The organism is Streptomyces sp. NPDC107498, from assembly GCF_055582805.1.
Genome location: NZ_JBVJPE010000023.1, coordinates 87543 through 102434 on the forward strand (window position 1 = coordinate 87543; position 14892 = coordinate 102434).

At 72.2% G+C, this 14892-nt stretch carries 15 protein-coding genes and 1 pseudogene; 13 read left to right on the top strand and 3 right to left on the bottom strand.

The genetic code is table 11. The features are described from left to right. Window positions 1-38: 38 nt before the first annotated feature. The 3 genes from ACZ66Z_RS30760 (at window position 39) to ACZ66Z_RS30770 (ending at window position 1723) form a co-directional block, all read left to right on the top strand. Window positions 39-416, top strand: coding sequence for an Ohr family peroxiredoxin (locus ACZ66Z_RS30760; RefSeq protein WP_469938705.1), 378 nt, complete (start codon window positions 39-41; stop codon window positions 414-416). Window positions 417-515: 99 nt separating this feature from the next. Further along, on the top strand, window positions 516-716 hold the full coding sequence (locus tag ACZ66Z_RS30765; RefSeq protein ID WP_469938707.1) for a hypothetical protein: 201 nt from the start codon (window positions 516-518) through the stop codon (window positions 714-716). A 132-nt stretch (window positions 717-848) separates the two neighbouring features. Next, window positions 849-1723, top strand: a protein-coding gene (locus ACZ66Z_RS30770; RefSeq protein ID WP_469938709.1) for an IS5 family transposase whose coding sequence is annotated in 2 segments (ribosomal slippage) — window positions 849-1242 and window positions 1242-1723 — 876 coding nt in all. Because the reading frame shifts where the segments join, the coding sequence is not laid out codon by codon here. A gap of 468 nt (window positions 1724-2191) precedes the next feature. On the opposite strand, the gene ACZ66Z_RS30775 is transcribed toward ACZ66Z_RS30770, so the two are convergent. Next, window positions 2192-2701 carry a hypothetical protein gene (locus ACZ66Z_RS30775; RefSeq protein WP_469938711.1) on the bottom strand — a complete coding sequence of 170 codons (510 nt, stop codon included), beginning with the start codon at window positions 2699-2701 and terminating at the stop codon, window positions 2192-2194. 668 nt (window positions 2702-3369) lie between these two features. Between ACZ66Z_RS30775 and ACZ66Z_RS30780 the strand changes: the two genes are divergently transcribed. Further along, window positions 3370-3591, top strand: a complete 222-nt coding sequence (locus tag ACZ66Z_RS30780; protein WP_469938712.1) for a hypothetical protein — start codon at window positions 3370-3372, stop codon at window positions 3589-3591. Here the strand turns inward: ACZ66Z_RS30780 and ACZ66Z_RS30785 are convergent. Both ACZ66Z_RS30785 and ACZ66Z_RS30790 read right to left on the bottom strand, forming a co-directional pair. Next, window positions 3578-5236: an ABC-F family ATP-binding cassette domain-containing protein gene (locus tag ACZ66Z_RS30785; protein WP_469938714.1), complete on the bottom strand. Its 1659-nt coding sequence runs from the start codon at window positions 5234-5236 to the stop codon at window positions 3578-3580. The genes ACZ66Z_RS30780 and ACZ66Z_RS30785 overlap by 14 nt on opposite strands. A 78-nt stretch (window positions 5237-5314) precedes the next feature. Then, a complete protein-coding gene (locus tag ACZ66Z_RS30790; protein WP_469938716.1) occupies window positions 5315-6949 on the bottom strand; it encodes an ABC-F family ATP-binding cassette domain-containing protein in 1635 nt (544 codons plus the stop codon). A 511-nt stretch (window positions 6950-7460) separates the two neighbouring features. On the opposite strand from ACZ66Z_RS30790, the gene ACZ66Z_RS30795 reads away from it, so the two are divergent. From ACZ66Z_RS30795 to ACZ66Z_RS30835, 9 genes and pseudogenes are all read left to right on the top strand, one after another. Beyond that, a complete protein-coding gene (locus tag ACZ66Z_RS30795) occupies window positions 7461-9080 on the top strand; it encodes a tannase/feruloyl esterase family alpha/beta hydrolase (RefSeq protein ID WP_469938718.1) in 1620 nt (539 codons plus the stop codon). 44 nt (window positions 9081-9124) lie between these two features. Next, complete coding sequence (locus tag ACZ66Z_RS30800; RefSeq protein WP_469938719.1) at window positions 9125-9490, top strand: hypothetical protein; 366 nt, start codon at window positions 9125-9127, stop codon at window positions 9488-9490. After that, window positions 9490-9606: pseudogene (locus tag ACZ66Z_RS30805) on the top strand (IS5/IS1182 family transposase); the annotation flags it as partial. The gene ACZ66Z_RS30800 and the pseudogene ACZ66Z_RS30805, both read left to right, overlap by 1 nt. Window positions 9607-9892: 286 nt before the next feature. Further along, window positions 9893-10849, top strand: coding sequence for an ATP-binding protein (locus ACZ66Z_RS30810; RefSeq protein WP_469938721.1), 957 nt, complete (start codon window positions 9893-9895; stop codon window positions 10847-10849). Next, complete coding sequence (locus ACZ66Z_RS30815) at window positions 10846-11361, top strand: hypothetical protein (RefSeq protein ID WP_469938744.1); 516 nt, start codon at window positions 10846-10848, stop codon at window positions 11359-11361. Before ACZ66Z_RS30810 ends, ACZ66Z_RS30815 begins: the two co-directional genes overlap by 4 nt. Next, window positions 11358-12140 (top strand): zinc finger domain-containing protein, encoded by a 783-nt coding sequence (locus tag ACZ66Z_RS30820; RefSeq protein WP_469938722.1) that lies wholly within the window; start codon window positions 11358-11360, stop codon window positions 12138-12140. The genes ACZ66Z_RS30815 and ACZ66Z_RS30820 overlap by 4 nt, the downstream gene beginning before the upstream one ends. A 236-nt stretch (window positions 12141-12376) precedes the next feature. After that, window positions 12377-12880, top strand: a complete 504-nt coding sequence (locus tag ACZ66Z_RS30825; RefSeq protein ID WP_469938723.1) for a single-stranded DNA-binding protein — start codon at window positions 12377-12379, stop codon at window positions 12878-12880. A gap of 61 nt (window positions 12881-12941) precedes the next feature. Beyond that, entirely contained in the window at window positions 12942-14117 is a 1176-nt protein-coding gene (gene recA / locus ACZ66Z_RS30830) for a recombinase RecA (RefSeq protein ID WP_469938725.1), read from the top strand. A 98-nt stretch (window positions 14118-14215) separates the two neighbouring features. Next, a partial coding sequence (locus ACZ66Z_RS30835) for an AAA family ATPase (protein WP_469938727.1) occupies window positions 14216-14892 on the top strand: 677 nt, incomplete at its 3' end.

The following is a 14892-nucleotide window of genomic DNA, read 5'->3' on the forward strand; positions in this document are numbered from 1 at the left end:
TCAGGGAGCCGGCGGAACCGTACCCGTACAACCGTCCCGTGACCTCGGCGCCTTCGTCCCCGGTCGCCTCGGCGGAGACGGGCCTCGGTCTCCCGAAGGAGCTCGGCGGCGCCGGCACGGCGACCGACCCCGAGCAGCTCCTGGCCGCCGGTTGGGCCGCCTGCTTCCTCGGCGCCCTGCGCCGTGCCGCGACCCAGCGCAAGATCCGGCTGACCGGCACCAGCATCACGGCCGAGATCACCCTCACCCACGGCGACGACGGCGAGTTCTCCCTCTCCGCGGTGCTCAACCCCGTCCTCGGCGGCGTCGACCGGGCCACCGCGCAGGAACTCGCACGGGCCGCCCACCAGATCTGCCCGTACTCCAAGGCCACCCGCGACAACGTCCCCGTCGTCATCAACGCCGCGGCTGCCTGACCGGGCCCCCGGACCGCGGGTCCCGCGATCACCATGCCCCCGCGCGGGACCCGCCCCTCCCCGTACGACCCACCCACCGACCCGAGAGCAAGGCAGGACATGGCCTTCGGCATCCGCATACGCAAGGACGGTCGTGGCTCCGGCGCCGGCCACACCTCCGCCGACACGACGGAGCGGTCGCAGTCCCGAACCACCGCGGGCGGCGACAAAAAGCCGTGGCCCACCGAGACCGAGGTGTGGTTCTGGGCGCAGAACGCGCTCTTCTCCGGATACGGCCCGCCGCCGTCCGCCTTCCTCTGAACGGACGACGCCGGTCCACCAGAGGCACACCCCGCGGCGGTCCGCCGCATGCGGGACGGGCGGTGTGCCGACGTCCTCGCCCGGCTAGGGCCTGTTGCGAAAGTGGATCTTGCTCGTTGATGATCACCTGGCGTGGGACGTGGGGATCTGACGAACGGCCAGTGGGCCCGGCTTGAGCCGCTGCTGCCGCGGGGCATCAAGCCGGGCCGTCCGCAGGTGTGGACGCGGCGGCAGCTGATAGACGGCATACTGTGGCGGACTCGGACCGGTGCTCCCTGGCGGAACGTGCCCGAGCGTTACGGGCCGTGGGATCGGGTCTATGACCTGTTCCGGCGCTGGCAGCGGGACGGCACCTGGGCCCGGATCGTCACCCGGCTCCAGGCCGAGGCGGACGCGAAAGGCTTGATCACCTGGGACGTCAACGTCGACTCCACCGTCTGCCGGGCCCACCAGCACGCCGCTGGGGCGGCGAAAAAGGGGATCTCCAGAAGGAGCCACCGGGCGGGATCTTCTCCGAGCCGGCCGACCACGGACTCGGACGATCGCGCGGCGGCCTGACCAGCAAAATCCACCTTGCGGTCGAGCAGGGACAGAAGCCGCTGTCCGTGGTGATCACAGCCGGCCAGCGAGGCGACTCCCCGCAGTTCGAACCGGTCCTGGAAGCGATCCGAGTTCCCCGGCTGGGGCGCGGCAGGCCGCGCAAGCGCCCGAACCGGGTCCGAGCCGACAAGGAATACGACTCCCGCGAGAACCGCGCCTACCTGCGCAGACGCGGTATCAAGGCGACCATCCCGGTTCCGGCGGACCGGGTCCGCAACCGGCGCAAGCTTGGCTCCCTCGGCGGCCGGCCGCCGAAGTTCGACAAGAGCGACTACAAACAGCGCCACGCGGTCGAGTGCGGCATCAACCGGCTCAAGCGCCACCGCGCTGTCGCCACCAGGTACGACAAGCTTGCCGTCCGCTACGAAGCGACCGTGCTGGTCGCAGTCCTCAACGAGTGGCTGTGACCGAACACCGCAGTCGCTCCATCAGCGCTCGGGCTCAGGTGCCAGGACACCTTCGGCGAACAGACGCCAAAGATGTCCGGCCAGCAGACCGGGGGCGACGGAGGGAGCAACGGGCAGCCAGGTCGTTGCGGCCTCAAGCACGGGGTTGCCAGCCGCATCGAGGGAGCCGCAGCCCCAGCCGCGACGTGCACCTCTGGTCCCCCAGAACACGACGATTCCGTTCACCCATGGCCCATGAGCGAGCGCAGGATCACCCTTCGGCCAGTAGAAGGCCGTCCCACCAGACTCGTCCCATCGCTCCGTGGGAGGCAAACCTGCGTCCTCGAGAGCCTGAGCTGAGGCCGAGCAGTACTGCCGAACCTCGCCATAGTTAACGGCATCTGAGGCGTCACCCGAAGTAGTCACGGCCCTCCTTCACCTCGAACTACTCAACCACAGCAGCCACTGCCAGCACTTTCGCAACAGGCCCTAGACGAGGGTGTACATCACCGAACGCCGCTGCTTGTGACGCTCGACGCGACCCTTGGCGACCAGGGCCTCCAGGGTGTTGCGCACCACCTGCGGCGTCGGGTTGCGGTCCGGGTGCTCCGCCAGGAGTTCGTCCCTGAGGTCCTTGGCCGGGCGCGGACCGTCGTGCTTGCCGAGCAGTTCCATCAGGAGCTCTCCCAGCAGGGGTTGACGCGGCTTCCCCTTCGCGCCGGCCTTCGCCTTGCCACCTGCGGGAGCGGTCCGGGCCGGGGTCCGCTTCGCCTTCGTTCCGACGGGCTCGTCCTGCAGCTGTTCGGGCAGTCGGGAGGCGTCCGCGAAGCCCTCGTACCGCTGGGCGAGGTTCAGGATGTCCGTCAGGAGGGCTTCCTCCTGCTTCAGCACGGTGAGCTGCTCCGCCAGCTGCTGCTGGCGCCGGCGGTTCTCCTTCAGGTCCGACGCGGCTTGGTCCACCAGCCGCGATCGGAGGGTGGCGGCTGACTGGTTGCTCACAACCTTTTCACTCCCTCGGTATGCATGCTGTTGCGCATGGTACCCATGGCGCGGTTCCCCGTGTGGACAAGTGTCGACGCCGGACGTGACGCGGGGGTGTTCCCCTTTCACGATAAGCGCCGGTGTGGCGGTGTGTGCATCGAGCGGCGCTGCTCCTTCGGCCGCTCAGCGCGGCAGGCCAGGCCGTACGGGGGGTCTCCCCGCGCGGTCTGGTCGCACATGTGTCGCCGAACCGCCCATGACGAGGCTTCCCCGTCGGGTGTGGCGTGCCGCGTGTTCCCGGGCCACCGCCACGGCGTCCCGCGCCATTCCGTGGTGAACCGGTCCGTGGACGGGGAGGGAGCAGTACGTCGGCGTCCACACACCCTCCAGCAGGTCGAGCGGCCCGGGAGGACGGAAGGCCTGCGGCTTGGTGACCGGCACGTGGGCGGGTCCCCGGAACGCGGGGCGCGCATGGCCCGGGGGACGCACCCGGGCGCCACGCCTGGGCGAGGGCCTGGTCCACGGAGGCCCGATCGAGGAAGCTCCGGCGGGCGGTGTCCGTTCTTCGCCCCATCGGGTCACGTGCGTGTGAGGAGTCGATACGTGTGTTTCTCTGGTCCGATGCCGCGCAACGCTCCTGACGTCGCCCCGACGACACGAACGCGGCGGTTTTCAGGCACCCGTTCGTGTCTACGGTTCACGCGCTGGTGCACCTCCGTCTCCGCGACCACAGTGGCAAGGAGACCGTCGGCGTCCTCGGTGTGCCGACCGGCACCGTCACGAGCCGTCGGCACAACGCCCTGCGCGAGCTGCGGGTGCCGCTCACGCCGCCCCGGGGCGGCGTGAGCGGCACCCGACGTGGGATCGGGCTCCCGCGTCGACTGCGCCCGCAGGTCACGACCGAGTAGGGGCCATCTCCCGCACCCGGTCGCGTTCCGATGTCAGCCGCAGCTCACGGCCCTGCCAGCGGCGTCGGAGCCAGCGGTCGTGACTGGCGACCACGATCGCTCCCGGTCCGCCGCCCAGTGCCTCCTCCAGCTCGTCGCACAGTCGGGGGGAGAGGTGGTTGGTCGGCTCGTCGAGCAGCAGCAACTGGGGCGGGCGGGCCACCAGGAGGGCGAGGGCCAGGCGCCTGCGCTGGCCCACCGACAGCCGGCCGACGGGCTTGTCCAGGTCCGCCTCGTGCAGCAGACCGAGCGACTCCAGCGGCGCCATCTCCGCCCGCGCCGCGCCCAGCGACAGTTCGTAGGTGTCGCGGACCGTGCGCTCGGGCCGTTCGAACACGGTGTCCTGGGTGAGGAGCCCCACCGTCAGCCGGCGTCGACGGCGCACCTCGCCCTCGGCCTCGAGACGTCCCGCGAGGACGGCCAGCAGCGTCGACTTCCCGGTGCCGTTCCCGCCCGTGACCAGCAACCGGTCCGTCGCCGCCACCTCCAGGCCGTCCAGCGCGAGCCGGCCCGGCACCCGGACCCCGCGCAGGGCCACCAGCGGTTGGGGTCCCTCCGAGGCCCGGGCGGTCAGGTCGCCGGCGGCGAACCGCAGCGGCGGTGGCGGCTCGGCGACCTGGGCGCGCTCCAGCTGCTCCAGGCGCCGGGCGGCGTCGCGCACCCGGCGGGAGATCTGGTTCTGCACCCGGCCCGCGCGATGGCCGTAGCCCATCTTCTCGTTGTCGGTGCGGCCCCGGTCCGGGGCGAGCCGGTGCGCGGTCACGCCCGCCGACCGGCGCAACTCCTCCAGCTCCTGTTGCTCCTCGGCGTACCGCCGCTCCCAGAGCTCCCGCTCGGCGTGCTTCGCGGACAGGTAGGCGCTGTAGTTCCCGCCGAAGCGCACCGGGCCGCCCACCGCAGGGTCGAGGTCGATCAGGTCGGTGCAGACGGCGTCGAGGAACGCCCGGTCGTGGCCGGCGACCACCACGGTTCCGGGCAGGCCGCGGACCTGGTCCTCCAGGAACGCGGCCGCCTCGTCGTCGAGGTGGTTGGTCGGCTCGTCCAGGAGCAGGGCCGACGGCCGCCGTACGAGCAGGGCGGCCAGGGCCAGCCGCCCGCGCTGCCCTCCCGAGAGGGATCCGAGCGGGCGGTCGCGTCCGACGCCGCCGAGGCCCAGGCCGTCGAGGACCAGGGAGGCCCGGCGGTCGGCGTCCCACGACTCCCGGTCCTGGGCCTGCTCCAGCCTCAGGCCGTAGGCGTCGAGGAGCTCCCGGTGGCCCGGGGCGTCCTCCGGGACGCGGGCGAGTTCCCCGCCGAGCCGGTCCAGCTCCGCGAGGTCCTCGCGGGCCTCGCGGAGCGCCTCGTCAAGGACCGCGGCGATGGTCGAACCGGCGTCGAACGGCATCTCCTGGTGGAGGAAGCCGAGGTCGCCGGGGCGGGTGACGCTTCCGGCGTCGGGTTCGTCGACGCCGGCGAGCACCCGCAACAGCGTGGACTTGCCGACGCCGTTCTCCCCGATCAGGCCGATGCGGTGGCCTGGGGAGGCGGTCAGGCCGACGCCGTCGAGGATCCGGCGGCCGCCCAGGTCACGGACGAGGTCACGGGCGAGCAGAGCGGGCTGGGGCATGGCTGTCCCTCCGATGGGTCGGTGGTCGGCCCGCCGGGCGTACGGCCTCGGGCGCGGGCCACGGCACACACCGGTGGGTCACACCGCGGGAGCCCCGGTCTCCTTCAGCGCGCCGTCGGCCAGTCGCAGCCACCGGTCGACGCCGATCTCCGTGAGGAAGCGTTCGTCGTGGCTGATCACCAGGAACGCTCCCTGGTAGGAGTCGAGCGCGCTTTCCAGCTGGCCCGCACTGACCAGGTCGAGGTTGTTGGTGGGCTCGTCGAGCAGCAGCAGCTGCGGGGCCGGTTCGGCGCACAGGACGCAGGCCAGGGTGGCGCGCAGCCGCTCGCCGCCCGACAGGACCCCGACCGGCAGATGGGCGCGGGGGCCGCGGAAGAGGAAGCGGGCGAGCAGGTTCATCCGCTCCGCCTCCGGCCGCGCGGGGGCGAAGGCGGCGAAGTTCTGCGCCACCGTGAGGTCGAGGTCCAGCAGGTCCAGGCGCTGTGACAGGTAGGCGATCCGGCCGTCGTTGCGCTTGATCCGGCCGCCGTCCGGGACGAGGTCGCCGGTGATCAGTCGCATCAGGGTGGTCTTGCCGGCGCCGTTGGGGCCGGTCAGCGCGATGCGTTCCGGGCCCCGGACGGCCAGGTCGACACCGCCCGGCGCGAACACGTCCTCGTCGCCCAGACGCACCTGCACGCCCTCGCCGAGGAACAGGTTGCGGCCGGCGGGCACGCGGGTGTCGGGCAGTTCCAGGGTGAGGCGCTGTTCCTCGCGCAGCGCGCGCCCGGCCTCGTCCAGGCGCGCCTTGGCCTCGCTGATCCGGGAGGCGTGCATCTGTCCGGCCCGGCCCGCGGACTCCTGTGCGCCCCGCTTCATGGTTCCGGCGAAGATGCGGGGCAGGCCGGCGTTCTTGAGGTTCTTGGCGGCGTTGCTCGCCCGGCGGTCCGCGCGCTCGCGGGCCTGCTGCATCTCCCGCTTCTCCCGCCTGAGTTCCTGCTCGGCGTTGCGCACGTTCTTCTCGGCGGCCTCCTGCTCGACGCGGACGGCTTCCTCGTACTCGGTGAAGTTGCCTCCGTAGAGGCGCAGCTCGTCGCTGCCGAGTTCGGCGACGCGTTCCATGCGGTCGAGCAGCGCACGGTCGTGGCTGACCAGGAGCAGGCAGCCGTGGAAGTCCGACAGCACGTCGTAGAGCTTGTGGCGGGCCTCCAGGTCGAGGTTGTTGGTGGGCTCGTCGAGCAGCAGGACGTCGGGGCGCTTGAGCAGCTGGGCGGCCAGGCCCAGGGAGACCACCTGGCCGCCGCTGAGCGTGCTCAGGCTGCGGTCCAGGGCGAGGCCGGCCAGGCCCAGGCGGTCGAGCTGGGCGCGGGTGCGTTCCTCGATGTCCCAGTCGTCGCCGATGGTGGTGAAGTGCTCCTCGGCGACGTCGCCGGCCTCGACGGCGTCGATGGCGCGGATCACCCCGGCGACGCCGAGCACCTCGGCGACCGTGAGGTTCCCGGTCAGGGGCAGGCTCTGCGGGAGGTGGCCCAGGGTGCCGCTGACGGCCACCGTGCCGCCGGTCGGGGCGAGTTCACCCGCGATCAGCTTGAGCAGGGTGGACTTGCCCGAGCCGTTGGGGGCGACCAGGCCCGTACGGCCGGGAGGCACGCTGAAGGACAGGTCGTCGAAGACTGGGGTGTCGTCGGGCCAGGCGAAGGAGAGGTTCGAGCAGACGATGGCAGCGTCGGACATGGAGGGACCTCGGAGGTACGGAGGGCAGGGTGCGGTCCTCTGCCCTGGGCAGACGGGAAAGGGGGTACGACGAAGCGGACCACCTCGACAGCGCTCCTGAGCGCCGGCCGGTGGCCGTCAGATCCGGATCTCACCCGGAGATGTCGTCTTCACCCGCCACGTCTGCGACTCCTCACTGGACGATCAATGCCGTTCACCAGGGTAGCAGCCCGTCCGGCGCGTCGAATGACCCAACACGTTCACACGTGTCGAGGGGGCGTGCGCATGCGCTCGCACCGTCAACTGACTGTTTCCGGCCCCCTGGAGGGTGGCCAGAGTGGTGACCCGTCGGAGACGGCACGAAAGGTGAAGCCACACTTTCCCTTTCGTCACCGGTTTAAATGGTGATACGTTCCTGTCGGTCTTCAGTGCCACCGTGAGCTCCTCCGCTCCGGACCATCACACCTGCACAGCCCCGTACACACGTGTCGCCACGCGCCCTCGCACGCACCTACTTCCCTGGACGGAACCCATGAGACGACGACTCCTGACTGCTCTCGCGGCCGGTGTGCCGCTGGCCGCGGCGGTGTACCTGCCCATCGCGTCGGCCGAGACCCAGAACCCCGGCGCCCCCGCTCCGCTCGACTGCCGCACCGTGCCGGTCGGGGCCCCGGCCGGCAGCGAGGTCGAGTCCGTGACGGCGGTCCGCCGGGAGGGCGGCACCATCAAGGGCACCGGCATCCTCGGAGGCACGGTGACCGATGTCCCGGCCTTCTGCGAGGTGACCGTCACCCTCACCCACCCGGGCGCCGGCGATCACGTGAAGGTGAGGACCTGGCTCCCCGAACGGGGCTGGAACGGCCGCTTCCAGGGCCTCGGCGGCAGCGCCTACGCCGCCGGGGACAACGGAACCGGCCTCGGCACCGCGGTCAAGAACGGCTACGCCGCGGCCACCACGGACGCCGGAGTCGGCGACGTGCTCGACGTCGACTGGGCACTGGACGACGAGGGCCGGGTCGACAAGGCCCTGCTGGAGAACTTCGCCTCCCGCTCCCAGCACGAGGCCGCCGTCGTCGGCAAGGCCGTCGTCGCCGCCGCCTACGCCAAGCGCGCCGACCACTCGTACTTCACGGGCTGCTCCACCGGCGGGCGCCAGGGCTACATGGAGGCCCAGCGTCACCCCGACGACTACGACGGCATCCTCGCCGACGCGCCGGCGACCAACTGGGACGAGTACGAGGTCGCCACGCTGTGGCCGCAGGTCGTGATGAACAACGAGAAGACCTACCCCAGCGGCTGCGAGCTCGACGCGTTCACCGACGCCGCCGTCAAGGCCTGCGACAGGCGTGACGGCCTCGTGGACGGCCTCGTCAACGACGCCTCCCGCTGCGACTTCGACCAGCGCCGGCTCATCGGCACCAAGGTGCTGTGCGAGGGCGGGGAACTGACCGTCACCGCGGCCGACGCGGCCGTGGTCCGCAAGATCTGGGACGGCCCGCGCACCGCCTCCGGCGAGAAGCTGTGGCCCGGCGTCCCAGTCGGCGCGGACCTCAAGGGTCTGGCCGGCACCCTTCCCGACAGTGAGGGCAACCTCAAGGGCGCGCCCTTCCCGGTGCCCGCACACTGGGTCCGGTCCTGGGTGAAGAAGGACCCGTCCTTCGACCTCTCGTCGATCACCTACGGCCGGTTCACCCAGCTGTTCGAGCAGTCCCAGGCCGAGTACGACCGGATCATCGGCACCGACGACCCCGACCTGTCCGCCTTCCGCGAGTCCGGCGGCAAACTGCTGACGTGGCACGGCCAGGCCGACCCCTTCATCCCCACCCAGGGCAGCGTGCTCTACCGCCGGCAGGTCGAGCGGGTCATGGGCGGCACCAAGAAGGTCGACGACTTCTACCGCCTCTTCCTCGCCCCCGGCACCGACCACTGCGGCCTGAACGGCACCGACGGATCCGCCGACGGCCTCTCCGCCCTCGTCGACTGGGTCGAGCGGGGCAAGGCCCCCAAGACCCTGCCCGCCACCCTGGTCAACGGCAAGGGCGAGAAGTTCGAGCGCGACCTGTGCCGCTACCCCGCGGTCTCCCGCCACCGAGGCCACGGTGACGCCGCCGACACCGCCGGCTTCCGCTGCGTCTCCCCGAACCGCCGCTGACCGAGCCGACGAGACCCGCCGTACCCGGGAAGGGCCGAACCCTCATGAGCACGCAGACCTCGACACCGCCGAACGGAGCGGCCGGGGACGAACGCTCCTCCCTGCCGAGGCTCCACCTCGCCCGCGGCGTCCTGGCCGCGCCATGGGCCCTGGCGTTCGCCCGCGCCCATGAAGAAATCGACACCGTGGCGATCACGCTGCCGGTCGCCTACCCCCTGATCGACCCAATGTCCTCGCTGCTCGACCACCGGGCGACGTCCGAGGGGGCCGAACGCCGGGTCGCCTCCTTCAACGGAGCGGTCAGCACGCTCGCCGCCGTCGCGGTCGGCATCGCCGGCGCCGGCGGCGGCGAGGCACCGGTGCTGCATGTGTTCGGCGCCTGGGCGTCGCCCCCGGCGCCGCCCAGGTGATCGTCGCCCCGCACGGCAGGCGTCCCGGTCGGGCCCTGCTGTCGGGCGGGAAGGGGGACGGCGCCGAGCACCGGCGGGTGCGAGCCCGGGCCGAGTGCGCCTTCGTCCGCACGAAGTGCTGCGAGCCGTCGACACCGGCCGAGGCCGCAGGCGCGCGGTGCCCACATCTGCGCGGGAGGTATTGTACGCCTTCTTGCCGACATTTCTGCCCTTTGTGGTATTTTCCTCACGAAAAGGGTGGATTATTTCCTCTGGTGCGCCTAGCGTGGACGCAGACAGCAATTCGAATGCACATTCGATCCGAGCGGCGGCCGCGCGGGAGCACGTCCTGCCGGACGAGGACCGCGTCCCCTGCCGGCCAGGCCCACCCGGAACCGCCGTCGCAGACGCCAGGAGAACGGCGTGAACCTCACCTTCACCACCGCCACCAAGGAACAGGCCAAGGCCCGCATCGCGCTCGCGGGCCCCACCGGGTCGGGCAAGACCTACACCGCCCTGGTCACCGCCGCCGGACTCGGCGAGCGGGTCGCCCTGATCGACACCGAGCACGGCAGCGCCGCCAAGTACGCCGACGAGTTCGCCTTCGACACCCTCCCGCTCACGACGTTCCAGCCCACCACCCTCGTCGACGCGCTCGCGGTGGCGGCCCACGAGGGCTACGACGTCATGATCGTCGATTCCCTGAGTCACTTCTGGTCCGGCACCGGAGGGATGCTGGAGCAGGTCGACAACGCGGCCAAGCGCCTCGGGGCGGGCGGCAGCTTCGCCGGCTGGAAGGAGGCGCGCCCCCAGGAGCGGGCGATGATCGACGCCCTGCTCGCCTACCCCGGCCACCTCATCGTCACCATGCGCACCAAGACCGAGTACGTCGTGGAGGCCGACGAGCGCGGCCGCAAGGTGCCGCGCAAGATCGGGCTCAAGCCCGAGCAGCGGGAGGGCATCGAGTACGAATTCGACATCGTCGGCGACCTCGACCACGAGAACACCCTGGTGATCTCCAAGTCCCGGGCGAAGCCGCTGTCCGGGACGGTGCTCCACAGGCCGGGCCCGGAGTTCGCCGAGGCCGTCCTCGACTGGCTGGAGGCCGGCAAGCCCGCCCCCTCCGTCTCCGACTACGTCACGGCGGCCACCGCGCCGGGCGTCAGCCACGAGGAGCTGCGCTCCCTGTACGAGGAGGCCCGCCGGCACAACCTGCTCGGCGCCGCCGTCCTGGACGACACCGGGGAGACCCGCACGCTCGGCCAGCTGATCGTGCGCTACGGCACCGCGGCGGCGAGGAACAGGGTCGCCGAGGACATCGAGTCCGGGGCCGGGACCGGGCGGGAGAACGGGACCGAACGGAAGGGCAAGGCCGCATGAACCTCAAGGAGCACGCCACCCGGGTCGCCGTGCTCCGGGTGCTGCGCGACGCCGTCGACGCCGAGTACCAGACCGAGCGCCACGAGGTCCTCGAGGAGCTGCGCGCGGCCCGCGCCGAACTGAACCTGAAGTCGGTCCGGGTGGCCCTGCCGGACGACACACCGGTCGCGACCCTCACCCTCGTCGACCCCGAACCGACGGTCGTGGTCGCCGACGAAGAGGCCTTCACCGCCTGGGTGGCCGCCAACCACCCCGGCGAGGTGGAGACGCTGGTCCGGGTGCGCCCCGACTGGCAGCGGCGGTTCCTCGCCCGGCTGACCCGCCTCGATCCGGTCGCCGACCCGTACACCGGCGAGACGATCCCGGGGCTGGGCGTGCTGTCGTCCTCCGAACCGCGCTCGTTCAGCCTGCGCCCCCTGCCCGGCGGGCGGGAACGGATCGCCCGCGCCCTGCACACCGGCACGCTCGACCTGCGCCGTCTGCTCCCCCTGGAGGGCGGCGAGGATCCGTGACCGCCGTCGTCACCCACCCCGACCGGGACGCGCTCGGCACGGTGTGGTTCCTGGTCTCCCAAGCCGGTCACCTCGATTGCGGCCGCTGGACGTGCGAGGACGACAAGCGGCTGCGGTGCGCCTGCGGGGCCGTCCTGTACGTGTACCGGCAGCCGGCGGAAGCGGCGGGAAGCGGTGCACCGGCGTCGCCCGGGCCGCTCCCCCGCGGAAGGGAAGAGCCCATGCTGCCGGCCGAGACGGCCCAACTCGTCGCCCTGGTCGCGGCGATGTGCCCGTCGATGCACCTGGAGGACACCACGACGGACGCCTGGCACCTGCTGCTCGCCGACCTGGACGTCGCCGATGTGCGGGCGGCCGTCACCCGGCTGGGCAGACAGCGGTCCCGTATCGCCGCCGCCGACATCCGCGCCGAGGTGCGCGCGATCCGGGAGGAGCGGCTCGCCCGCAACCCGCTGCCCCTGCCGGACAGCGACCCCGACGACCCGCGCCGTTATCGTGCGGAACTCCTCGCGCTGGTGACCGCGATCGCCTCAGGACAGCGGGTTCAGCGCGCACCCGCCGCCCCGGGCGGCCCGCCCTCCCACCCCACCGGCTCGAAGCGCGACCCGCGCGTCCGCTCCCTGCGCGTGCCCTGTCCCTGGTGCGGGGCCGCCGCAGGCCGCCCCTGCACCGTCCCCCGGCTCGGCATCCCGCTGAGGAGGGCCCCCGCCCACCAGGCACGGCTCCTCGCCGCCGGGCTCGCCGAGCCCGGGCCGAGGGAGGAGGGGCGAGCGAGGTGAACCCGATGATCGCCCCCGTCCGATGAGCGGGTGCCGCGAAGGCCGCCGCACCGGATCCCTGCCGTCCCCCGCCACCGCCGCTCCCCCGGAGACCCGCGCCGCCCGGTCCACCCCTCACACCTGCCCGGAGCGGCGCGGCGTCCCCCACGGGCGGCAGCACCACCGGTACGAGGCCGCCCCTCGAACCCGCACAGGCACGGGTGGGCAACCACCCGTCGCACGAGAGGAGAACCGCCATGGTCGGTGAAACCGTCGTCACCGTCGTCGGCAACCTGACCGACGATCCCGAGCTGCGCCTCACCCCGTCCGGCGACACGGTCGCGCACTTCACCGTCGCGTCCACGCCCCGCACCTTCGACCGGCAGAGCAACGAATGGCGGGACGCGGAGACGCTGTTCCTGCGCTGCTCGATCTGGCGCCAGGAGGCGGAGCACGCCGCCGAGTCCCTGACCCGCGGCACCCGCGTCATCGTCCAGGGGCGGCTGCGCCAGCGGACGTACGAGACCCGGGAGGGCGAGAAGCGGACCGTCGTCGAGCTGGAGGCCGACGAGATCGGACCGTCGCTGCGGTTCACCGCCGTGACGATCACCAAGCCCCCGCACGCCGGCGTCCCCGCCGGTTCCCGCGGCGGCCCCCGTCCCGCCGCCGAGGACCTGTTCACCCGGTCCGGCGACGGCGAACGGCCGGTCCCCGCCGAGGGCGGACGACGTGTCCCCCGGGAGGAGACGGAGCCCTTCTGACGGGTCGGCGCACCCGTACGCCGACCGCGACCGCACACCGCACCCATCCGAGGCGGACCCCATGAAGGAACAGGACCGCGAGGAAGCGCTCGAAATCGCCCTCGCCCAGATCGAAAAAAGGTTCGGCACGGGCTCGGTGATGCGCCTGGGCGACGAGCCGGAGGCCCCCGTCGAGGTCATCCCCACCGGCTCGATCGCCCTGGACCTCGCCCTCGGCGTCGGCGGCCTGCCGGGCGGCCGCGTGGTGGAGATCTACGGCCCGGAGTCCTCCGGCAAGACCACCCTGGCCCTGCACGCCATGGCCAACGCGCAAAAGGCGGGCAAGACCGCGGCGTTCATCGACGCCGAGTACGGCCTCGACCTCGAGTACGCCAGGCGCCTCGGCGTCGACACCGACGCCCTGCTGGTCTGCCAGCCGGACAACGGCGAGCAGGCACTGCAGATCGCCGACACCCTCATCCACTCCGGCGCCCTGGGCCTCATCGTCGTCGACTCCGTCGCCGCGCTCGTCCCGCGCGCGGAGATCGAGGGCGAGATGGGCGACCCGCACGTCGGCCTGCAGGCCCGGCTGATGAGCCAGGCGCTCCGGAAGACCGCCGGCGCGCTGGGGCACGCCGGAACCACGTTGGTCTTCATCAACCAGCTCCGCGAGAAGATCGGCGTGATCTTCGGCTCTCCGGAGACCACTCCCGGCGGCCGGGCACTGAAGTTCTACGCCTCGGTCCGGCTGGACATCCGCCGCATCGAGACCCTCAAGGACGGCACCGAACCGGTGGGCAACCGCACCCGCGTCAAGGTGGCCAAGAACAAGGTCGCCCCGCCGTTCAGGCAGGCCGAGTTCGACATCCTCTACGGCCGGGGCATCAGCCGCGAGGGCGAGCTGATCGACATGGGCGTGGAGCACGGCTTCGTCCGCAGGTCCGGCACCTGGTACACGTACGGGGGCGACCGGCTCGGCCAGGGCAAGGAGAACGCCCGCGCCTTCCTGAAGGGCCACCCCGACCTCGCCGACGAGATCGAGAAGAGGACCAGGGAGAAGCTGGGGATCGGAACGAAGCCGGAGACCCCGGTGGCGGAGCCCCTGGCGGACGCGGCGAGCCCGGTGGCCGTACCCGGCACCGTGCCGTTCGACCCGGCCGCGGCCGGCCGGCGCCCCACCGGACCGACTCCACCGGCCCCGACCCCGAGCAATCCGGTCCCCCGGATCCTCCTCGACAGCAGCCCGGCCGGACCGTGAAGACCGGCCCGCCGCTCCCCCACCCCGGCACGAGGCGAACGCCGGTCGACCGGGACGGCGCCACGCTCTCCAGCACCCCCACGCCCCGGGACGGCACCATGCTCTCCAGTACCGCCACGCCCCGAAACGAGACACCTGCTCCGCACAGGGCCGCCACCGGCCGGCCCACCGCGGCGGAGCCGGCCCGCCGACCGGTCACCACCCCCGCAGACGGCCGGGACCGGGCCACCGAGGCGGCGTTGCGCCCCAAAGCCCTGGACGGGTTCATCGGCCAGGAACGGGTCCGCGAACAGCTCGACCTCGTCCTCAGGGCCGCGCGGCAGCGAAGCGCCACCGCCGACCACGTACTGCTCTCCGGCGCCCCCGGCCTCGGCAAGACCACCCTGGCGATGATCATCGCCGCGGAGATGGGAGCCCCGCTGCGCATCACCTCCGGCCCCGCCATCCAGCACCCCGGAGACCTGGCGGCGGTCCTGGCCTCCCTCACCGGGGGCGAAGTCCTCTTCCTCGACGAGATCCACCGCATGTCCCGGCCCGCCGAGGAGATGCTCTACCTGGCCATGGAGGACTTCCGCGTCGACATCGTCGTCGGCACCGGTCTCGACGCGAGCTCCATGTCCCTCGAACTGCCGCCGTTCACCCTGGTCGGCGCCACCGTCCGGGCCGGCCTGCTGCTCCCGCCGCTGCGCGACCGCTTCGGCTTCACCGCGCACATGGAGTTCTACGACCCGGCCGAGCTCCAGCGCGTGATCCACCGCTCCGCCGGACTCCTCGA

Coding starts and splice junctions, on each gene's coding strand:
- ACZ66Z_RS30765 (WP_469938707.1), top strand. CDS start 516: ATGGCCTTCGGCATCCGCATACGCAAGGACGGTCGTGGCTCCGGCGCC.
- ACZ66Z_RS30785 (WP_469938714.1), bottom strand. CDS start 5,236: ATGCCCCAGCCCGCTCTGCTCGCCCGTGACCTCGTCCGTGACCTGGGC.
- ACZ66Z_RS30790 (WP_469938716.1), bottom strand. CDS start 6,949: ATGTCCGACGCTGCCATCGTCTGCTCGAACCTCTCCTTCGCCTGGCCC.
- ACZ66Z_RS30795 (WP_469938718.1), top strand. CDS start 7,461: ATGAGACGACGACTCCTGACTGCTCTCGCGGCCGGTGTGCCGCTGGCC.
- ACZ66Z_RS30800 (WP_469938719.1), top strand. CDS start 9,125: ATGAGCACGCAGACCTCGACACCGCCGAACGGAGCGGCCGGGGACGAA.
- ACZ66Z_RS30815 (WP_469938744.1), top strand. CDS start 10,846: ATGAACCTCAAGGAGCACGCCACCCGGGTCGCCGTGCTCCGGGTGCTG.
- ACZ66Z_RS30825 (WP_469938723.1), top strand. CDS start 12,377: ATGGTCGGTGAAACCGTCGTCACCGTCGTCGGCAACCTGACCGACGAT.
- recA (WP_469938725.1), top strand. CDS start 12,942: ATGAAGGAACAGGACCGCGAGGAAGCGCTCGAAATCGCCCTCGCCCAG.